Genomic DNA, 19,482 nt, shown 5'->3' with positions numbered 1-19,482 from the left:
CTCACCGGCGGTCGATGACGCCGCCGCTGGCCGGGTCCAGCGTGACGAGGGGCAGGCGGGCCGCCATCCAGGCCTGGATGCCGCCTGCCATGTGCGCAGCATGGCCGATTCCGGCCTGTTCGCATCGCGCCACGGCCATGGCCGAGCGCTTGCCCGACCCGCAATGGAACACCACCCGCACCTTGTCGGGCGGTGGCAGCGTCGTAGGATCGAAGCTGGACAGCGGAAACAGCACAGCACCGTGAATGCGGGCCGCCGCATATTCCTGCGGCTCGCGTACATCCACCAACAGGATGGACCGGTCGGCCACCATATCATGCACGGCGGCGGGGGAATGTTCCTGCAACATGGCGGGATGATCCATATTTAGTTATATTCAGATGTATGAAGGTACATAAGTCTAAAGGCGACGTCAATCCGGCGACGCATGCCCAGGAAGCATGGGGCAGCCCCCAGCTTTCATCATATATTCATATTTACGAATATATGATTTTATGCGTAATTGAACTAGCACTGATGCCGCAATGCGCCGGCACGCCGCTGCCAAGGCGGAACCGGAAAATCAAGCCAGGGAGGTTCTGATGGCCGAGATTGTCGTACTGGGCGCCGGGTTGGGCGGAACGCTGATGGCCTATGAATTGCTGCCGCAATTGCAGCCGGGTGACCGACTGACCCTGGTCGGACAGAGCGGGCAGTTCCAGTTCACACCCTCCAACCCCTGGGTCGCCGTCGGCTGGCGGGAGCGCAAGGATATCGAGATCGACCTCACGCCGATCCTGGCCCGCAAGGACATCCATTTCATCAATGCCGGGGCCACACGCGTGCATCCGCGGGAAAACCGCCTGGATATCGCCGACGGCACCTCCCTGGCCTATGATTATCTGGTGATTGCCACCGGTCCCGATCTGGCCTTTGACGAGGTGCCGGGGTTGGGACCGGCAGCTCATACCCACTCCATCTGCCAGACAGCGCATGCCGCTGATGCCTTTGCGGCATTCGAAAAATTCTGTGCCGATCCCGGCCCCATCGTGGTGGGTGCCGCGCAGGGGGCGTCCTGCTTCGGCCCGGCCTATGAGTTCGCCTTCATCCTCGATACCGAGTTGCGCAAACGCGGCATCCGCGACCGGGTGCCGATGACCCTGGTGACGCCGGAACCCTATATCGGCCATCTCGGCCTGGATGGTGTGGGTGACACCAAATCCATGATGGAGAGCGAGCTGCGACAGCGGCACATCAAATGGGTGACCAATGCCCGCGTCAAGGATATCCAACCCGGCCGCATGCAAGTGGAAGAAATGGCCGATGGCGGCAATCTCCTGCGCAGCCATGATCTGCCCTTCGCGTTTTCCATGCTGCTGCCGGCCTTCCGCGGCGTGCCGGCCCTGCGCGGGGTGGAGGGGTTGACCAATGCGCGCGGTTTCGTGCTGACCGACAAGTATCAGCGCAATCCAACCTTCCCCAATGTCTTCGCCATCGGCGTCTGCGTCGCCATCCCGCCCATGGGGCCAACGCCGGTGCCGGTAGGCGTGCCCAAGACCGGGTTCATGATCGAATCCATGGTGACGGCCACGGCGCTGAATATCGGCGCGCTCCTGCGCGGCGGCAAGCCGACCCGCAGCCCGACGCTGAACGCCGTCTGTCTGGCTGACTTTGGCGATGGCGGCGTGGCCTTCGTCGCTCAGCCACAGATCCCGCCGCGCAATGTCAACTGGTCGGCGCGCGGCACCTGGGTGCATTATGCCAAGGTCGGATTCGAGAAATATTTCCTGCACAAGATCCGACGTGGCACGTCCGAACCCTTCTACGAGCATTTCCTGATGGAACGTCTCAACATCCGCAAGGTGAAGGAGGAGTGAGATCGATGTCTGCCAGCCGTCATCTGGTCTGTCCCTCCTGCCAGGCCATCAACCGCGTGCCGGTCGATCGGCCGGCCGCACAGGCCCATTGCGGTGCCTGTCACGCGCCCTTGTTCACCGGTCACCCCGTCGCCGTCACCACCGCCACACTCGACAAGCATCTGGGAAAGGGCGATTTGCCGGTGCTGGTCGATTTCTGGGCACCCTGGTGCGGCCCCTGCCGGCAGATGGGTCCGCAATTCGATATGGCCGCCGCCCGGCTGGAACCCGATGTGAGGCTGGTGAAGCTGAATGTCGATGAGCAGCCGGATTGGCCTGCCCGACTGTCGGTGCAAGGCATCCCCACCCTGGCGCTGCTGCGGGGCGGGCGTCTGCTGGCCCGGCAATCAGGAGTGATGAGTGCCGACCAGATCGTCGGCTGGACCCGCAGCCACCTTTCCACCACCCGCTGACCCCCGAGGAGCATCATCATGAATGTCGATAAAGCCGTACTGTCCTTTGCCGGAATCATGGTCCTGATCAGCCTGGCGCTGGCATGGCTTTTCGGTCCCGTCTGGCTGTGGCTGACCGCCTTTGTCGGGCTGAACATGCTACAGGCCGGCATCACGGGCTTCTGCCCAGCCGCCATCATCTTGCGCAAGCTGGGCCTGCCAGCGGGTTGTGCCTTCCGGTAAAATCATTGATCAACCGCACCGATCGATCCGCCCTTGGCGGCAATCGGCCCGGCCGATAGGTGGCGGCACGCCGCTACCGGATGACCGAACGCTCCAGCAACCCGATGGACCATTCGATGTGGCTGTCCATGACCGCAGCGGCCGACCGGACGTCGCCGGCCATGACGGCATCCGCCAAGCGGTTGTAATTGGCGATATAGCCGGGAATATGCTTGCGCATGTCGATGGCGCCGGCAAGAAACCGGTTCCAATATTCGATATTCATCAGGCCCAGCAGATAATCCACATAGGGTTTCTGCCCGATGGCGTTCAGCAGATAGTGAAAATCATTCAGGACCAGATAGAATTTGTAGGAAGGGGGGGCATCGCGGGCGGCACGGATACGCTCCACCGCCGCATTCACTTTCTGCCGGTTGTCCCCCTCCTCGATCCGGCGGGTGGCGGCGATGACGCCGACCTTGGCAATCGGACCCATCACCTCATAAATCTGGATCAGGTCTTCCAGGGTCAGTTCCCGCATCACCGCGCCCTTGTCGGGCAGCAGTTCGACAAGCCCCTGGCCGGCCAGCACATGCAGCGCCTCGCGCACCGGCGCCCGGCTCAGGCCCAGGCGCTTGGCCAGTTCCGCCGCCTTGATGCGCTGACCGGGACGCAGCACGCCTTCATCCAGGCTTTGCATCAGCGTCTCGTGCACAAGCTGCACGAGCGTCGTCTTCGTGCTGCCATCAGCCAGCAGCTTCGGAGCACCGAAGGGGGATGGGGCGATACCGACACTGGGGGGCAAAAGTTCAACCTCTCCACCGGTTTCCACCGGCGGGCACGAAATGCGGGTACGCGCCTTGGGTTTCTCATCCGTCCCGTTCTGTTTCATCGCCAAAGCCCCTCCCCCATCCTGCATCTCCCGCCACCTGCCGGCGGCATTCATCGTCGCTGGAACAAGCCCCTGCCACCGATGCTACGACAACGGTCCGCCACCTGCAAAGCCGGGCGGAAGACAGGATAGCCCAATTCGCATTAGTGTCGACATATTTCCAGAACCATCTGGAAGCAGCCGCCAATGAGCGTACGGACATTTTTCCACTGCATTGTAATATATGGCATTTTTGAAAAACATGCCCGTCGATGAAATAAAAAACACGCATCAGTCAAAAAACCATCTTGTAAGTGCCGACACTTTATGTCGGATTAAGAGGGCGCTCATCGGGACACCCAACATTTCAACCAACACAGGGAAATGGGCGCAAACAGGCCGACTGCACTCACCGGGGAATGCAGTCATCAAGGGATTCACAAGGTGACAGGCCCTCACAAGCCTGTCCGTTGCCAGTCGAAGATTTGACCTTCGACACAAAATCCGTATGCGTAAGTCGCCAACGCCTCTGACAGCCTTGAATTGATTGTCATGAATGGCCTTACGACCACCCGACTTTCAGATAAGAATACGTATGAAGGACAGGGACATGACCATGCCAAATCTCCGCCTTTTGTTGACGACCAGTGCAATCATGGGCGTTTTGGCCCCCCTCCCTGTCCTGGCACAGGCGACGGATGATTTCGTTCTTGAGGAAATCATCGTTACCGCCACGAAGATGGGTGATACGAGACTGCAGGAAACGCCGATCGCCATCACCGCCTTCACCGCCGACAGCCTGGAGAAGACCGGGATCAAGGATATCCGCGACCTGGCGGGCTCCACGCCCAATCTGGTCATCGCCCAGAACGGTGCTTTCTCCCAGATCTATATCCGTGGCATCGGCTCCAACAACGTGTTCGCGGGTTCCGATCCCAGCACGACCATGCATGTGGACGGAGTCTATATTGCGCGTCCCGCCGCAGCCTTCAGCAATTTCCTGGATGTGGAGCGGGTCGAGGTGGTGCGCGGTCCACAAGGTACGCTCTACGGTCGCAATTCCGTGGGCGGCACCATCAATGTCATTTCCCGCCTGCCCAGCCAGAAGGTCCAGGCCAAGGCGCAGGCCACCATCGGCAATTATGATCTCTATCGGGGCGAGGCCTATATCAGTGGCCCGCTGATCGAAGACCGGCTCTATGGCAGCGTGTCCGTGATGGGCAGCAAGCATGACGGCTATTTCAAGAATGTCGCCGCGTCGGGCAATGACCGCGCCAGCGAGGATACCTGGGGCGCCCGCGCCATCCTGCGCGCCACCCCGAACGAGGCGCTGGACATCGTGTTCCGTGCCGATTACATGGCCGATTATGGCCATTTCGTCGGCAACCAGGCCCTGCTGCAACCTTTCCGCCCCGTGGCTGGCGGCGCCATCGACCCGGTGACGGAGGCCATCCGTGGTGACTGGCACAAGGTGGCGGCGGACAGCCCCAGCAACACCGACCGCAAGGTCAAGGGCGTGTCGGCAGAGGTCAACTACACCCTGTCGGACGCGGTCGAACTGAAGTCCCTGACTGCCTATCGCAAGAGCGATATGGATTATATCACCGACACCGATGCCACCCACCTGCGCCGACAGGAGACCCGGCAGCGGGAGTTCCAGGAACAAATCTCCGAGGAACTGAATCTGTCGGGCCGGGTGGACAAGTTCAAATATGTCGTCGGCCTATATTATTTCGACGAACATATCGACACCAATTCCCTGGTCATCGCCTATAACCTGAACCGCGTCACCAACCCGGCGCCGACGGTGGATACCAAGGCGTGGGCCGGTTACGGCCAAGGCTCGTACGACCTGACCGATCAGTTCACCCTGACGGCCGGCATCCGCTACACGGATGAGAAGAAGGATTTCGACCAGTATCTGAACATCTACGGCCTGACCACCGGGCTGCCGCTGGCAACATATCCGCGCCTCTATTTGAACGAGGGGCATTACAAGGCCTGGACCCCGAAATTCGGGGCGGAGTTCAAGGTGAACCAGGATGTGATGCTCTATGCCACGGCCACGCGCGGCTTCAAATCGGGCGGGTTCAATTTCTCCTCGGGCAACACCGCCCAGGGCTTCGCCCCGGAAACGCTGTGGAGCTATGAGGCGGGGTTCAAGACCGAATTCGCGGACAAGCGCCTGCGCCTGAACGGCTCGGCTTTTACTTATGATTACAAGGATTTGCAGGTCCAGTCCTTCCTGTCGCCAGGCGTGGTGGATATCACCAACGCATCCGACGCCAAGGTGAACGGCATGGAACTGGAACTGACGGCGCGGCCCGTGGCCGGGCTGGAGATCGGCGGCAACCTGACCTGGTTGGATGCCAAATACAAGAACTACCCCCAGGCGCCCGTCCCCGGCACCACCCCGGTCGTCACCATCGACGCGTCGGGCAATTATCTCAACTCCGCCCCGAAATGGGCATACACCCTGTATGGTCAGTACAGCTTCGATATCGGCAATGGATCAGCCTTCGTCCGTGGTGAGTATGGCTGGAAGGACCGGCAATATTTCACTCTGCTTAATGATGCCATCCAGACCATGGGCAGCTATGATCTGGTCAATGCCAGTGTCGGCTTCGCCCCCTATGACGGCAACTGGCAGGTGATCGTCTATGGTCGCAACCTGTCCGACACGCAGTATCTGGTCTCCACCGGCACCTTCACGGCCGTGCCGTCGGGCACCCCCGGCGACCCGCGCACCTATGGCGTCCGCCTGACCTACACCTACTGATCTGCACTGGAGCCCAAGATGACGTCACCGATCCACATCGACGGCACCTGCGCCCCCGATTTCGCCAGTGTCCGGGACGTGTTCCTCGAAAACTTCCGCAGCCGGGGGGAATTGGGGGCAGCCGTCTGCATCTACCGGGATGGACGGAAGGTTGTGGATCTCTGGGGCGGAGTTGCCAACCAGGAAACTGGCGCACTTTGGCAGGAAGATACGATCTGCTGCATGATGTCGGTGGGCAAGTCGATGGCTGCTCTCTGCCTGCTGATGCTGGTCGACCGCGGCAAGGTCGATCTGGAGGCGCTGGTCACCGATTACTGGCCCGAATATGGCCAGGCCGGAAAGGGGAAGACCACCGTTCGCATGCTGCTGTCTGCCCTGTCCGGCGTCCTCTATGCCGATGCGGCACCTGACGGGTCGGCCTATGACTGGGACCTGATGTGCCGGGCCCTGGCAGCGCAGAAGCCGGAATGGGAACCGGGCACGCGGGGCGCCTATCATTCCATGAGCGCCGGGTTCCTGCTGGGAGAGATGGTGCGGCGGGTGGATGGCCGCACCATCGATGTCTTCTTTCACGAGGAAATCGCACGGCCGCTGGGCATCGACTATGGTTTCGGGGTGGCAGACGCGGACATGCACCGTGTATCCGACATCCTGCCCAACCCTGCCAGCGTCACCTTCGTCCAGACCCGCGACACGGCCACCAAGCTGGGCCGCGCCTGGCGCGTGCGGCCGGCATCGCCGATGGCCTATAACGATCTTGCCTTCCGCCGCGCCGTGATGCCGTCCTCCAACGGTCACGGCAATGCCCGCGCCATCGCCCGCGTCTATGCCGCCCTGGCCCATGGTGGGGAACTGGACGGCGTTCGGCTGGTGTCACCGGCCATGGTGGAGGCAATGCGCACCGAAAGCTGGCGCGGCGTTTGCGGCATGACCGACCGGCCCTTCCGCTATGGTCTGGGGCTGTTCCTGGGCTATCCGCCCATGTTGATATTCGGCGCCAATCCGCGCGCCTTCGGCCACCCGGGTGCGGGTGGGGCCGTGGGGATCGCCGATCCCGAGGCCGGCCTGTCCTTCAGCTACAGCCCCAACCTGATGTGCGCCGGGGCCGGCATGGGCGACCGCTGCCAGGCCCTGGTGGAAGCCGCCTTGGGACCCCAGGCCTCGATCGAGCCCTGAACCATTTTCGGCGCGACTAATGTCGCTCCACCCCAGAAGGAGGGGAAAACCATGTCTGACTTCAAGGGAAAGGTCGCCCTGGTAACCGGCGGCAGCTCCGGTATCGGGGCCACTGTGGCCCAGGCGTTGGGTGCGCGTGGTGCCCGTGTCGCCATCGTGGCCAGCAGCAGCATCGCCAAAGCCGCCCCCGTGGTGGACGCCGTGATTGCGGCCGGTGGTGAAGCCAAGGCCTATGCAGCCGATGTGCGGGACGAGGCGGCGGTGACAGCCCTGCTGGACAGCGTGGTGGCCGATTTCGGTGGCCTGGATATCCTGGTCAACGCCGCCGGCGTGTTCGAGCCCAGCCCCGTGGGTGACACCCCGTCCAGCGCCATGAACCGGATGGTCGATATCAATATCAAGGGAACCTGGAACTGCCTGCAGGCCGCCGTGCCGCACCTGAAGGCGCGCGGCCGGGGCAAGGTGCTGAACTTCGCCTCGGTGGCCGGCACCATCGGCGTCAAGGGCTTCGCCGTCTACTGCGCCAGCAAGGCAGCCATCGTCATGATGACGCGCGTGGCCGGGGCGGAGTTGGCGCCATTCGGCATCAATGTCAACGCGGTGGCCCCCGGCAACACCGAAACCCCGATGAACGAGGCCATGCGCAATGCTCCGGAAATGGCTGAAGTGCTGGACGGCATGCGCCGCATGACGCCCAGCGGCACCACCTTCTCCAAACCGGAAGAGGTGGCCCAGGCCGCCCTCTATCTGCTGTCCGACGGTGCGCGTCCGGTATTCGGAACGACGTTGGTCATTGATGAAGGCATTTCCGCCGCCATTGGCTGACAACCGGAAGAGAGGATGGGGAGTGACAAGTATGCTTCGCAAGGACAGCGCCTACGCCTGGTATGTGGCGGCATTGCTGTCGCTGACCCACCTCGTTTCCTTCGTAGACCGGTTCGTGATGAGCCTGGTTCTGGTGCCGATCAAGGCGGAGATGGGGCTCAGCGATACGCAACTGGGCCTGCTGCACGGCACCGGCTTCGTCATCCTCTACACGGTCGCGGCCATTCCGCTGGGTTGGGCGGCCGACCGTACCAACCGCCGCAACATCATCATTGTCGGCATCGTGCTGTGGAGCCTGGCGACGGCGGCCTGTGGACTGGCCACCTCCTTCGGCAGCCTGTTCGCCGCCCGTGTCGCGGTGGGCTTCGGGGAGGCGGCACTGGTCCCCGCCGCCATGTCGTTGATCGCCGCCTATTTCAGCCGGGGAAAGCTGGCGCGAGCCATCGGCACCTTCACCATGGGGGCATCATTTGGCAAGTCGCTGGCCCTGATCGTCGGCGGCATGATCCTGGCCTGGCTGACGACACAGGGCGGGATCACCCTGCCGGGTTGGGGACATCTGTCACCTTGGCAGGGACTGTTCATCGCCGCCGCGCTGCCGGGCCTGATCGTGGCCATGCTGCTGCTGTCCGTGCGTGAACCGGCACGGGCGGGCGGCATCATTGCCAAGCCCGACCTGAAAGAAGTGTTCGCCCATATCGGCCGCCACCGTGCCGCCTATCTGTTGCACACTGGGGCGGCATCCTGCGCCATCCTGCTGGTCCAGTCCTATGCCGCTTGGTCGCCCACTTTCTATATCCGCAATTTCGGCTTCACCCCGGCGGAAGCCGGGTATGCGGTCGGCATGGTGGTCCTGCTCGCCGGCCCCATCGGCCACTTGACGGGCGGCTATCTGACCGACCGGCTGCAGGCCCATGGTGTTGCCGGCGCCCCCGGCGTGGTGATCGGTGCCATGCTGCTGCTGTCCGTTCCGGTGGCCGTGCTGTTCTGCACCACCACGAACCTGCCCCTGTCGCTGGCCGCCTACGCCCTGCTGAACGTCTTCATCACCGCTGCCGCACCGCCGGGCCTGTCGGGCGTGCAGCTGCTGACGCCCGAACGGCTGCGCGGGGTTACGAGTGCCTGCTTCATGGCGGCTATCACCTTCACGGCCATCGGCTTCGGCCCCACCTCCATCGGCCTGATCACCGACCTGGTGTTCGGCGATGACAAGGCCCTGGGATCATCGCTGCTGCTGGCCACCCTCATCTTCGCCACCATGGGGGCTCTGCTGGCCTGGTTCAGCCGGGCCCCCGTGCGGGCCGCCACCGCCAACCTCGCCGACGCATAAAGCGCCGATCCTTTAACCACCATCCGTTCCGGCAAGCGGCGACCCATCGTGGCCGTCAAAGGCAACCCCTTGCCCGGCCATTGGGAGATATCCATGCGCAAGTCCGACAAGGTCATCATCACCTGCGCCATCACCGGCTCCATCCATACGCCGACCATGTCGCCCTACCTGCCCATCACCCCGCAGCAGATCATCGACCAGTCGGTGGAAGCGGCAGAGGCGGGGGCCGCCATCCTGCATCTGCATGCCCGCGACCCGGTCGACGGCCGCCCGTCGGCCGATCCGGCGCTATTCATGCAGTTCCTGCCGCAGATCAAGCAGCGCTGCGATGCCATCATCAACATCACGACCGGCGGTGCGCCGGGATTCAGCGAGGATGACCGTCTGGCCGCCCCTTTGCGGGCCCTGCCGGAAATGACCTCGCTGAACATGGGATCGATGAATTTCGGCATCTTCGGCCTGGCCGACAAATATTCCGAATGGAAGCATCCGTGGGAGCAGCCGTTCCTGGCCGCCAGCAAGCGCTTTGCCGCCAACCATAATTTCGAGCTGATCGAACGCATCATCCGCGAGCTGGGCGAGGCACATGGCACCAGGTTCGAATATGAATGCTACGACCTTGGCCACCTCTACAATGTCGCGCATTTCGCCGACCGTGGCTTGATCAAGCCACCCTTCCTGATCCAGGGCATCTTCGGCGTGCTTGGCGGCATCGGCCCCGATCTTGAAAACCTGGCCTTGATGAAGCAGACGGCCGACCGGCTGTTCGGCGACGATTACTACCTGTCCGCCTTCGGCATCGGCCGGCCGCAGATGCGGTTCCTGACAATGTCAGCGATGCTGGGGGGGAATGTCCGCGTCGGGCTGGAGGACAGCCTGATGATCGGGCGCGGGCAACTGGCCAAAAGCAATGCCGAACAGGTGCGCAAGATCCGGACCATCCTGACCGAACTGGGCATTGAGATCGCCACGCCGGATGAGGCCCGCGCCATGCTGGAACTAAAGGGGCCGGACCGGGTGGCGTTCTGACGATTGTGCTGCCCCATTCCGTCATCCCGGCGCAAGCCGGGACCCAGGGGCGGCGTGCCCGACCTTGCGGCTGCGTTGATAGACGCAGCGTATAGGGATGTTCCTGTGGCCCCTGGGTCCCGGCTTTCGCCGGGATGACGAGGGAGTGGCGATCAGCCAACCCACCCAAACACCGAACAGAGGAGCGTGAGATGCGCTTCGCAACCGATACCGGCGGCACCTTCACCGATCTGGTGGTGGAAGAGGATGATGGCCGCATCAGCATGTACAAGGCCTCTACCGTGCCGGGCGATCCGGTGCAGGGCGTTCTGGCCGCACTGACCCTGGCGGCCACGGATCGCGGGCTGGATCTGGCCGCCCTGCTGGACCGGGGCAGCACCTTTATCCACGGCACCACCCATGCCATCAACGCCATCATCACCGGTCGCACGGCGCGCACCGCCCTGCTGGTGACGCATGGCCACCGCGACATCCTGACCCTGCGCGAGGGCGGGCGGATCGAGCCGTTCAACCATTGCGTTCCCTATCCCAAGCCCTTCATCCCCCGCGCCCTGACCTTCGAGGTGCCGGAACGGCTCATCCATGACGGGTCCATCCATCGGCCGCTGGACCGGACGGCCCTAGCCGCCCTGATCGAGAGATTGAAGATGGAAAAGGTGGAGGCGGTGGGCGTCTGCCTGCTGTGGTCCACCATCAATCCCGCCCATGAGCTGCTGGTGGGTGAGGCGTTGGCCACCGCCCTGCCCGGCATTCCGTTCAGCCTTTCGCACCAGGTCAACCCGACCCTGCGCGAATTCCGCCGGGCCTCCTCCACTGCCATCGACGCCGCGCTGAAGCCGCTGATGGGTCGTTACCTGGGCGGTCTGGAGGTGCGCATGCGCGAGGCCGGCTTCAAGGGCAAGGTCATGGTGCTGACCAGTTCCGGCGGCATGATGCCGGCGGTCGACGTGGCCGCCGCCCCCATCCGCATCATCAATTCCGGCCCGTCCATGGCGCCCATCGCCGGTCATCACTATGCTGAGCTGGAGGGAAGCGGCGACAGCGTCATTGTCGCCGATACCGGCGGCACCACCTATGACATCTCCCTGGTGCGCGGCGGTCATGTGCCGATGACCCGTGAGCTGTGGATCGGCCAACCGACGCGCGGCCATCTGGTGGGCTACCCGTCAGTGGAGGTGAAAAGCGTGGGGGCCGGCGGCGGTTCCATCGCGCGGGTCGATGCCGGCGGGCTGCTGCATGTCGGGCCGGAAAGTGCCGGTGCCGTGCCCGGCCCCGTCTGTTACAGCCGGGGCGGCACGATGCCCACCGTCACGGATGCGGCCACCATTCTGGGCTTCCTGGACCCTGACTTCTTCCTGGGTGGGACCATGAAGCTGGACCGCGATGCCGCCCGCGCCGCCATCGAACGGCATGTGGCCACGCCGCTGGGCGTGTCGGTGGAGGAAGCGGCCTGGAGCATCATCCATTTGTCGACGGAGAACATGGTGCAGGCCATCGCCGACATCACCGTGGCCCAGGGCATCGACCCCGCCCGGTCGGTGCTGATCGGCGGCGGCGGAGCGGCCGGGTTGAATTCCACCTTCATCGCGCGCCGCCTGGGTTGCGACCGGCTGATCATTCCGGAGACGGGGGCGGCGCTGAGTGCCGCCGGCGCCATGATGTCGGACGTGACCGGCGAGTACGCCACCAGCCTGTTCACCAGCACCGCGCATTTCGACTTCGTCCGGGTCAACGCCGCCCTGGCCGACCTGATCGCCCAATGCACCGCGTTTGCGGCCAAGTCGGGTGACCCGTCGCGGCCGTCGGAACCGGTGATCACCGCGGAGGCGCGGTATGAGAACCAGGTCTGGGACATCGACGTCACCCTGCCCCGGACCCGGTTTCTGGATGACGGGGACGTGGGTGAATTCAGGCGTATCTTTGATGCTGCCCACCGGCAAATCTTCACGATCGACGATCCGTCTTCTCCCGTAGAGATCGTGGGCCTGCGCGCCACCATGCGCTGTCAAGTGCGGCCCTTCGCCGAATTCCGGCTGGAGACCCGCACCGATGTGACGGGGGACGTCATCCGCCATCGCCCCGTCTGGTTCCAGCAGACGGGATGGGTCGATACCGCCATCCGTCGGCTGGAGGCTTTGCCGCAGGACGAGATACTGGCAGGCCCCTGCATCATCGAAAGCGCATTTACTACCATCGTCGTCGATCCGGGCGCCACCGCCCAGCGGTCGCCGGCCGGCAGCATCCTCATCCATCCGGCCGGCCGGGCCTGAACGGGGAACCAATTATGACCGCTACCAAGCTGAACGGTGCCGAACTCGCCATCCTCAACAGCCGGTTCGAAGGCGTGGTGCGCAAGATGGCCAATACGCTGCTGCGGACCGGCCGGTCGGGCGTGCTGAACCGGGCGCGGGATTTCTCTTGTTGTATCGTCACCGATGCGGGCGACCTGCTGGCCGCCGCGGAAAGCCTGCCCATCCATGTGCTGTCCGGGCCTGACATGATGGCCCGCACCATGAAGCAGTTCCACCCGGTGCTGAAGCGCGGCGACGCGTTCCTGCATAACTCCCCCTATCATGGCTGCTCCCACCCTGCCGACTTGACCCTGCTGGTGCCGGTCATTGATGACGAAGGTGTCCACCGTTTCACGGTGCTGGCCAAGGCGCACCAGGCCGATATCGGCAATTCCGAGCCCACCACCTATATGGGCAATGCCCGCGACATCTATCATGAGGGTGCCTTGATCTTCCCGGCCGTGCAGGTGCAGCGCGATTATCAGGACATCGATGACATCATCCGCATGTGCCAGATGCGTATTCGCGTGCCGGGTCAGTGGCATGGCGACTATCTGGCCATGGTCGGCGCCGTGCGCATCGGGGAAAAGGAATTGCTCGCCATGGGGCGGGAGTTGGGCTGGGGCCGGCTGAACACCTTCTCGGGCCAGTGGTTCGATTACTCCGAAGCCGCGATGGTGGAGGCATTGGCCCATCTGCCCGATGGCATGACCCAGGCCAGCAGCACCCACGACGCCTTCCCGGGCATGCCGGAGACCGGGGTGACGATCAAGGCCAGCGTCACGGTGGACAGGGCAGCACGGCGCATCCAGGTCGACCTGACCGACAATCCTGACAGCCTGCCCTGCGGCATGAACCTAAGCGAGGCGTGCGCGCGCACCGCCGCGATGATCGGGGTGTTCAACTCGCTGGACCATCGGGTGCCCAAGAATGCCGGTGCCTTCCGCCGTATCGAGGTGGTGTTGCGGCACGGCTGCATCGCCGGCATCACCGAACATCCCTATAGCTGTTCGGCCGCCACCACCAACATCGCCGATCGCGTGGCCAATGCCGTACAGGTGGCCATAGCCGGTCTGGGCGACGGGTTCGGCATGGCGGAAGTGGGCGCCGTCATCGCACCATCGGCCGGCGTCATTTCCGGCATTGATGCCCGCAACAACAAGCCCTTCGTCAATCAGATCTTCCTGGCCTTTTCCGGCGGCGCCGCCAGTCCGCATGCCGATGCCTGGTGGACCACGGCCCATGTCGGCAATGCCGGCATGTGCTGCATCGACGGGGTGGAACTGGACGAGTTGTACCAGCCGCTGCTGGTTCTGAAGCGCGGCTTCCTGCCTGACAGCGAGGGGGCGGGGCAGTATACCGGAGCACCTTCCACCATCGTGGAGTTCGGGCCGCTGGTCGGCGGCTTCGACATCGGTTACGGCTCCGACGGCAATGTCAACGCAGCCCTGGGTGTGCGGGGCGGCGGCAAGGGCGGGCGCGCTGACCAATGGCTGGACCGGGCCGGCGGCGACCGGGAGACCCTGCCCGCGTGCGCCCTGATCAATGTGCAGCAAGGCGACGTGATCACCGCCATCTCGGCCGGCGGCGGTGGCTATGGCACCCCGACCAGCCGACCGCCCGACAGCGTCGCGGACGCGGTGCGCGAAGGCTACCTGTCGGTGGCGCGCGCCCGCGACATCTACCGCGTGGCCTTGGACCCCAACGGCAATCCCGACCTTTCCACCACCCGGTCCCTGAGGGCAGCACCATGAAGCAGCGCGTCATCGTCACCGCCGGGGCATCCGGCATCGGCCTTGCCATCGTCCAACGGTTCCTGGCCGCCGGGGCCGATGTCGCCATCTGCGACACGGATCCCGTGCGACTGGACGCAGCGGCGATCGCTCATCCTGGACTGATCACCACCCGGCTGGACGTGTCGGATGCCGCCGCCGTCACCCGTTTCGTCACCGAAGTTGCCGACCGCTGGGGCAGTGTCGATATCCTGGTCAACAATGCCGGCATCGCCGGCCAGATCGGACCCTTGGGTGCGATCAGCGATGACGGATGGCGCACCTGTTTTGAGGTGAATGTCCATGGTGCCTTCTTCCTGATGCGTGCTGTCGTGCCGCTGATGAAGGCGCAAGGCGGCGGTGCCATCGTCAACATCTCCACGGGATCTGTCACCACTCTGCCCGTGGACCGCTCCCCCTATATCGCGTCGAAATGGGCGCTGGAGGGGCTGACACGCGCCGCGGCGCGGGAATTGGGGCCGGACAATATCCGCGTCAATGCCATCCGTCCGGGCTTCGTGGATAGCGACCGCATGCGCGGCATCCTGGCCACCATCGCGGCCGGGCGCGGTACCGATGCGGCCACGGTGGAGGCGGAGTTCCTGCGCTACATCTCGCTGCGTACCAAAATCCAGCCGCAGGAAATCGGCGACATGGCCGTCTTCCTGGCATCCGATGCGGCCCGGCACGTCACCGGACAGTTGATCGCCGTCGACGGCAATATCGAATGGGAGTGAGACAGATGACCCGCATCCCCCCGCTGACCGCCGAGGAATTGGCGGCACGCAACATCGACCTGTCCTTCATCGGCAGCGATTTCCATGAATTGCCCAACAGCGTCCCGACCCTGGCCTGGCGGCCCGACATCCTGCGGGCCGCTGGTGGCCTGTGGGCCGTTGTCATGGGGCCGGGTACGGTGGATTCCGGCCTGAAATGGCTGGTCGGGTACATGTCCAGCATGGCAGCCGGGTGCCGCTATTGTTCCGCCCATACCGCTACCGGCGCCCAGGGTAACGACGTCGCGGCCGAAAAACTGGCCGCTATCTGGGATTTCGAGCAGAGCCCCCGCTTCACCGATGCCGAGCGCGCCGCCCTGCGCGTGGCAATGGGGGCCGCCCATACCCCCAACCAAGTCAGCGACGCCGACTTTGCCGCCATGGCCTTGCATTTCAGCCGCGAGCAGCAAGTTGAGATCGTTTCGGTCATCGCACTCTATGGCTTCTTCAATCGCTGGAACGATACGGTTGCCACCACGTTGGAGCCCACGCCGCGGGATTTCGCGCAAACGCACCTGGAAGCGTCGGGCTGGGAGATCGGCAAGCATGGTTGACGAAGCGGGCGCCAGCGGCCCGTGCATCGTTCCGCCGCGCTTGAATGCGTATCGGTGAAGGACATGCATGGCCGTTTGTTCGCGTGATGATGAAACGACACGCCAGCGGCATGCCCGATCGGCCCTTGGAATGGTGGCATCCGCCTATTCGGTTACTGGCAACAACGGCAGCCACACCGCAAAACAGGCACCAGAGCGGTCCGCCCGATTGCGGGCAGTGACGCGGCCGCCATGGGCTTCGGCCAGTTTGGCAGCCAAGGCCAAGCCGATACCGCTGCCGGGCCGGCCCAGGCGCTTGTCCGCTGCGCCACGCCAGAAGGGGATGAACAGCCTCTCCTCCTCCTCCGAGGGGAACCCAGCCCCTTCATCCAGCACCTCCGCCAGCACCCAGTTACCTTGCTGTCGCAGCCTCACCGTGACCGACGTGCCGCGGGGCGCATGTTTGATGGCATTGGTCAGCAGGTTGTTGAAAACCTGGGTCAACCGGACGGGATCGCCCTTCACCCGCAGCGACTGGTAGTCCTCCACCAGTGTTACGCCAGCCTGCTCGGCCGACGCTCCCAGATCAGTCACCGCCGTATGCAGCACCTGATCAATCCGCAGGCGGCGCTGGTCGAGACCCAGTTCGTCGGCATCCGCATGGGCCAGGGTGCGCAGATCCTCCACCAGACGCGACAATTGCTCCACCTGCCGCAACAGCCGGTGTGCCTCACCGATGGCGGGATCGATCACCCCGTCAGCCAAGCCATGCAGGCGCCCCTTCAGAATGGTCAGGGGCGTTCGCAGTTCATGCGCGATGCCCGCCGTCAGCACCGTGCGTTCACGTTCATAAGCCTGGATTTCGGCGGCCATGCGGTTGAAGCTTTCCACCAGTTCACCAATTTCGCCCGAAACACCTCCCCGATCAACCCGCGCCGAGCGGTCGCCGGCGGAAACGCGGGCGGCGGCCTGGGCAACATCGGCGATGGGCCGGCTGATCCGTCGGGCCAGCACCACCGCCACACATCCGCCTGTCAGAACGGAGATGAAACCGATCAACCCGATCATGCCCAGATCGGTGACACCCGACAGATTCCCGCCATAGCGTTCATACAATTCGAAGTACCGGTCATCGCCCCGTTGGCCTGACGCGATCAGTTGTTGCAGCTCCGCCTGGGCCTGGGGGGGCATATGGTTGGTGATATTGAGCCACTGGTAATAGGTGGACAGATAATAGATGACCAGCCCCACCGCCATGGTGATCAGGGTTGTCAGTCCCGCCAGCATCAGCAGGCGGCTGACAATTCGGTTCATTAGGCGGACCATAGGCGGTATCCCAGTCCGCGCACCGGCTCGATCATATCCGCACAGCCGACGGCGGACAGCTTCTGACGCAGCTTGGACAGGTGGCTGTCAATCACCCGGTCATAGGCCTCGCTTTCCGGTGCCACGGCTTCCAGCAGTTCCGCGCGGGAAAAGGCCCGGCGCGGCTGGCGGGCCATATGGGCCAGTATCTTGAATTCGGTGGGCGTCAGGGGCAGCCGCACTTCCTGGTCATCCTCATCCGGGCGATACAAGGCGATGCAAGCATCCAGTTCGATCATCAGCCGGCCGACGCTGAGTGTGCGGCGGCCCACCATTCCCTGCACCCGGCGCAAAACGGCGCGGATACGCTCGATCACCTCCGACGGGTTGAAGGGTTTGACGACATAATCATCAGCCCCGATACGCAGGCTGCCCAGCTTGCTCACCTCGTCATCATGGGCGGTGACCATGATGATCGGGGTATCGAAACGGCGGCGGATACTGGTCAACACCTCCAGCCCGTCGCCACCGGGCAATCCGATATCCAGCAACACCAGATCGGGCCGCAGCCGCGCATGATCGCGGATGGCATCGGCGACATTGCTGGCACGCCCAACCTCAAAGCCGGCCTTTTCCACATAGGCGGCCAGGAGATCGGCGATTTCCTCCTCATCCTCGACAATCAATATTCTGCCCATCGGGTGCCCTCCTCCTTATGGGCATCATCCATAATGGATGCTGATGGATGGATTATGGAGGGTACGCTCCACAATTCCTCCATCGATCCTGGCATCGGCATCCACACAGAACAGGCATTTCCTTCGCTGACGCCGGCCTTCCCGGCCGCCGCATTCAAGCGAGGTTGCTCCATGTCGCATTTTACCCGTCCCCTGCTGCTGGCCGGTCTGGCCCTGATGATTGTCGCTGCTGTCGCCGATGCCCAGGAAAGGCCTGACAGTACAGGTTTCTATGCCGTCGCCCGTGGCGGCGGCAGCATCACGCCCAAGCAGAAGCTGGACCTGGACGAGATTTCATCTTCCTTCCCAAAGGATGGCAAATACAAGGTCGGCATCACCGGCCAGATCGGCGGCGGTTATGATTTCGGCGGCTTCCGGCTGGAACAGAGCGCCGTTTATTTCGGCAATGATCTGAAATCGTCCGATTTCGGCACCGCCGGCTTCGGCGGTGACGGGCGCACCCGCGCCCTGGGCATGACCATTGCCGGATACCTGGATATTCCCATCACCGACATGATCGTGCCCTATATCGGCGCCGGCGCCGGTGCCGCACGGGTGGAAACCCGCCTGTCCGGCGGTAACAGCCTGACCGGCACCAACATCAATGTCGATGGCAAGGATTGGGGCCTGATGTGGCATGTGGATGCCGGCGTCGGCCTGCGCCTGTCGTCCCAGCTGGTGCTGGAAGTGGGGGCCCGTTACAGCCAGATCAGCGGCCTGAAATATGCCGCCGCCGGCGCCGGGGTCAATGGCGACTTCGAACCGGAACTGTCCAACCTCTCCGGCACCGTTGGTATCCGATACCACTTCTGATGCCCCGCCACAGAGCCTTTATCATTGGGAGACCTTCCATGCGGATGCCACGGACCATCGTGGGGCTGGCGCTCTGCCTTGCCCTGGCGGGCTGCGCCAGCCCCGACCCGGTGCCCTATTCGGGCCTTGCCTCCACCGACTATATGCGCCCGGCGGGACCGGACGGGGACAGCCGTGTTCCTTATATTTATGAAACAGCGGTCGACTGGCGTTCCTATCGCTATGTGATCCTGGACCCGGTGTCGCTGTATGGCGGGCTGGATGCCCAGTTCGGGGACTTGTCGCAAGCGGAGCGGATATCGCTGGCCGATTACATGCACCGGCGTTTCAGTGACGAATTGTCCAAGCACTTCCGGCTGACCAACCAACCAGGCCCGAACACATTGCGTATCCAGCTGACGCTGACCGGTGCCAGCACGACGACACCAGTGCTGGGGGCCCTGTCCCGCTTCGATATCGCGGGCGGGCTCTATAACGGTGTCCAATCCTTCCGGGGTGGTGAAGGGACAATGACCGGATCGGTGATCTATGCCGCAGAGGTCTATGATGCATCGAACTTGCGCCTGCTGAAGGCGTTCATCGCCAAGCAATATCCCAATTCGATGAATATTGGCGCCACCTTCGGTGCGATGGACGCCGCCGAAACCGGGATCGACAAGGGAGCGGAGGCGATGCCGAAACAGTTGCGCTGAACCATCCGGTCAGCGAGCATCCGTTCGCCCCAATCGGAAACGCC

At 63.5% G+C, this 19,482-nt stretch carries 18 protein-coding genes; 14 read left to right on the top strand and 4 right to left on the bottom strand.

The features are described 5' to 3' along the window. Nucleotide 1 precedes the first annotated feature (1 nt). Nucleotides 2-349: a rhodanese-like domain-containing protein gene (locus tag AC1Q7F_RS20110; protein ID WP_492510160.1), complete on the bottom strand. Its 348-nt coding sequence runs from the start codon at nt 347-349 to the stop codon at nt 2-4. A 232-nt stretch (nt 350-581) separates the two neighbouring features. On the opposite strand from AC1Q7F_RS20110, the gene AC1Q7F_RS20105 reads away from it, so the two are divergent. Genes AC1Q7F_RS20105 through AC1Q7F_RS20095 form a run of 3 tightly spaced genes read left to right on the top strand, consistent with a single transcriptional unit; the run spans nt 582 to nt 2,530 of the window. Beyond that, a complete protein-coding gene (locus AC1Q7F_RS20105; RefSeq protein WP_492510158.1) occupies nt 582-1,856 on the top strand; it encodes an NAD(P)/FAD-dependent oxidoreductase in 1,275 nt (424 codons plus the stop codon). Nucleotides 1,857-1,861: 5 nt separating this feature from the next. Further along, nucleotides 1,862-2,308, top strand: a complete 447-nt coding sequence (gene trxC, locus AC1Q7F_RS20100) for a thioredoxin TrxC (RefSeq protein ID WP_492510156.1) — start codon at nt 1,862-1,864, stop codon at nt 2,306-2,308. 18 nt (nt 2,309-2,326) lie between these two features. Continuing rightward, nucleotides 2,327-2,530, top strand: coding sequence for a YgaP family membrane protein (locus tag AC1Q7F_RS20095; protein ID WP_492510154.1), 204 nt, complete (start codon nt 2,327-2,329; stop codon nt 2,528-2,530). 73 nt (nt 2,531-2,603) lie between these two features. On the opposite strand, the gene AC1Q7F_RS20090 is transcribed toward AC1Q7F_RS20095, so the two are convergent. Beyond that, the gene (locus tag AC1Q7F_RS20090; RefSeq protein WP_492510152.1) at nt 2,604-3,401 is read right to left on the bottom strand and encodes a GntR family transcriptional regulator; all 798 of its coding nucleotides are present in this window, start codon (nt 3,399-3,401) and stop codon (nt 2,604-2,606) included. A gap of 634 nt (nt 3,402-4,035) precedes the next feature. Between AC1Q7F_RS20090 and AC1Q7F_RS20085 the strand changes: the two genes are divergently transcribed. The 9 genes from AC1Q7F_RS20085 (at nt 4,036) to AC1Q7F_RS20045 (ending at nt 15,912) form a co-directional block, all read left to right on the top strand. Continuing rightward, entirely contained in the window at nt 4,036-6,159 is a 2,124-nt protein-coding gene (locus AC1Q7F_RS20085) for a TonB-dependent receptor (protein WP_492510150.1), read from the top strand. Between the two features lie 18 nt (nt 6,160-6,177). Then, nucleotides 6,178-7,335, top strand: a complete 1,158-nt coding sequence (locus AC1Q7F_RS20080) for a serine hydrolase domain-containing protein (protein ID WP_492510148.1) — start codon at nt 6,178-6,180, stop codon at nt 7,333-7,335. Between the two features lie 51 nt (nt 7,336-7,386). Then, nucleotides 7,387-8,160, top strand: a complete 774-nt coding sequence (locus AC1Q7F_RS20075; RefSeq protein WP_492510146.1) for an SDR family NAD(P)-dependent oxidoreductase — start codon at nt 7,387-7,389, stop codon at nt 8,158-8,160. A 31-nt stretch (nt 8,161-8,191) separates the two neighbouring features. After that, nucleotides 8,192-9,490, top strand: a complete 1,299-nt coding sequence (locus AC1Q7F_RS20070; protein ID WP_492510144.1) for an MFS transporter — start codon at nt 8,192-8,194, stop codon at nt 9,488-9,490. 93 nt (nt 9,491-9,583) lie between these two features. Then, nucleotides 9,584-10,519: a 3,5-dioxohexanoate:acetyl-CoA acetone transferase gene (gene kce / locus AC1Q7F_RS20065; RefSeq protein WP_492510142.1), complete on the top strand. Its 936-nt coding sequence runs from the start codon at nt 9,584-9,586 to the stop codon at nt 10,517-10,519. A 191-nt stretch (nt 10,520-10,710) separates the two neighbouring features. Beyond that, nucleotides 10,711-12,789 (top strand): hydantoinase/oxoprolinase family protein, encoded by a 2,079-nt coding sequence (locus AC1Q7F_RS20060; protein WP_492510140.1) that lies wholly within the window; start codon nt 10,711-10,713, stop codon nt 12,787-12,789. Between the two features lie 14 nt (nt 12,790-12,803). Continuing rightward, nucleotides 12,804-14,564, top strand: coding sequence for a hydantoinase B/oxoprolinase family protein (locus AC1Q7F_RS20055; protein ID WP_492510138.1), 1,761 nt, complete (start codon nt 12,804-12,806; stop codon nt 14,562-14,564). Beyond that, nucleotides 14,561-15,319, top strand: coding sequence for an SDR family oxidoreductase (locus tag AC1Q7F_RS20050; RefSeq protein WP_492510136.1), 759 nt, complete (start codon nt 14,561-14,563; stop codon nt 15,317-15,319). Before AC1Q7F_RS20055 ends, AC1Q7F_RS20050 begins: the two co-directional genes overlap by 4 nt. Before the next feature lie 5 nt (nt 15,320-15,324). Then, nucleotides 15,325-15,912, top strand: a complete 588-nt coding sequence (locus AC1Q7F_RS20045; protein ID WP_492510134.1) for a carboxymuconolactone decarboxylase family protein — start codon at nt 15,325-15,327, stop codon at nt 15,910-15,912. Between the two features lie 144 nt (nt 15,913-16,056). Here the strand turns inward: AC1Q7F_RS20045 and AC1Q7F_RS20040 are convergent, their stop codons facing one another. Further along, the gene (locus tag AC1Q7F_RS20040; protein WP_492510132.1) at nt 16,057-17,217 is read right to left on the bottom strand and encodes an ATP-binding protein; all 1,161 of its coding nucleotides are present in this window, start codon (nt 17,215-17,217) and stop codon (nt 16,057-16,059) included. Continuing rightward, nucleotides 17,205-17,894, bottom strand: coding sequence for a response regulator (locus AC1Q7F_RS20035; RefSeq protein WP_492510130.1), 690 nt, complete (start codon nt 17,892-17,894; stop codon nt 17,205-17,207). Before AC1Q7F_RS20035 ends, AC1Q7F_RS20040 begins: the two co-directional genes overlap by 13 nt. 171 nt (nt 17,895-18,065) lie before the next feature. Between AC1Q7F_RS20035 and AC1Q7F_RS20030 the strand changes: the two genes are divergently transcribed. Together AC1Q7F_RS20030 and AC1Q7F_RS20025 are read left to right on the top strand one after the other, a co-directional pair. Then, entirely contained in the window at nt 18,066-18,746 is a 681-nt protein-coding gene (locus tag AC1Q7F_RS20030; protein ID WP_492510128.1) for an outer membrane protein, read from the top strand. A gap of 38 nt (nt 18,747-18,784) precedes the next feature. Beyond that, nucleotides 18,785-19,438 (top strand): DUF3313 domain-containing protein, encoded by a 654-nt coding sequence (locus AC1Q7F_RS20025; protein WP_492510126.1) that lies wholly within the window; start codon nt 18,785-18,787, stop codon nt 19,436-19,438. Nucleotides 19,439-19,482 lie beyond the last annotated feature (44 nt).

It is taken from the genome of Niveispirillum sp. GW835-FHT14G11, from assembly GCF_058793615.1.
This window is presented reverse-complemented; position numbering and strand designations above follow the sequence as displayed.

Bases quoted from the DNA above. Each gene is read 5' to 3' on its own strand.
- AC1Q7F_RS20055 (WP_492510138.1), top strand. From the start codon at position 12,804: ATGACCGCTACCAAGCTGAACGGTGCCGAACTCGCCATCCTCAACAGC.
- AC1Q7F_RS20040 (WP_492510132.1), bottom strand. From the start codon at position 17,217: ATGGTCCGCCTAATGAACCGAATTGTCAGCCGCCTGCTGATGCTGGCG.
- AC1Q7F_RS20095 (WP_492510154.1), top strand. From the start codon at position 2,327: ATGAATGTCGATAAAGCCGTACTGTCCTTTGCCGGAATCATGGTCCTG.
- AC1Q7F_RS20090 (WP_492510152.1), bottom strand. From the start codon at position 3,401: ATGAAACAGAACGGGACGGATGAGAAACCCAAGGCGCGTACCCGCATT.
- AC1Q7F_RS20080 (WP_492510148.1), top strand. From the start codon at position 6,178: ATGACGTCACCGATCCACATCGACGGCACCTGCGCCCCCGATTTCGCC.
- AC1Q7F_RS20030 (WP_492510128.1), top strand. From the start codon at position 18,066: ATGTCGCATTTTACCCGTCCCCTGCTGCTGGCCGGTCTGGCCCTGATG.
- AC1Q7F_RS20075 (WP_492510146.1), top strand. From the start codon at position 7,387: ATGTCTGACTTCAAGGGAAAGGTCGCCCTGGTAACCGGCGGCAGCTCC.
- kce (WP_492510142.1), top strand. From the start codon at position 9,584: ATGCGCAAGTCCGACAAGGTCATCATCACCTGCGCCATCACCGGCTCC.
- AC1Q7F_RS20105 (WP_492510158.1), top strand. From the start codon at position 582: ATGGCCGAGATTGTCGTACTGGGCGCCGGGTTGGGCGGAACGCTGATG.
- AC1Q7F_RS20025 (WP_492510126.1), top strand. From the start codon at position 18,785: ATGCGGATGCCACGGACCATCGTGGGGCTGGCGCTCTGCCTTGCCCTG.
- AC1Q7F_RS20035 (WP_492510130.1), bottom strand. From the start codon at position 17,894: ATGGGCAGAATATTGATTGTCGAGGATGAGGAGGAAATCGCCGATCTC.
- AC1Q7F_RS20070 (WP_492510144.1), top strand. From the start codon at position 8,192: ATGCTTCGCAAGGACAGCGCCTACGCCTGGTATGTGGCGGCATTGCTG.
- AC1Q7F_RS20085 (WP_492510150.1), top strand. From the start codon at position 4,036: ATGGGCGTTTTGGCCCCCCTCCCTGTCCTGGCACAGGCGACGGATGAT.
- AC1Q7F_RS20050 (WP_492510136.1), top strand. From the start codon at position 14,561: ATGAAGCAGCGCGTCATCGTCACCGCCGGGGCATCCGGCATCGGCCTT.
- AC1Q7F_RS20060 (WP_492510140.1), top strand. From the start codon at position 10,711: ATGCGCTTCGCAACCGATACCGGCGGCACCTTCACCGATCTGGTGGTG.
- AC1Q7F_RS20045 (WP_492510134.1), top strand. From the start codon at position 15,325: ATGACCCGCATCCCCCCGCTGACCGCCGAGGAATTGGCGGCACGCAAC.
- AC1Q7F_RS20110 (WP_492510160.1), bottom strand. From the start codon at position 349: ATGTTGCAGGAACATTCCCCCGCCGCCGTGCATGATATGGTGGCCGAC.
- trxC (WP_492510156.1), top strand. From the start codon at position 1,862: ATGTCTGCCAGCCGTCATCTGGTCTGTCCCTCCTGCCAGGCCATCAAC.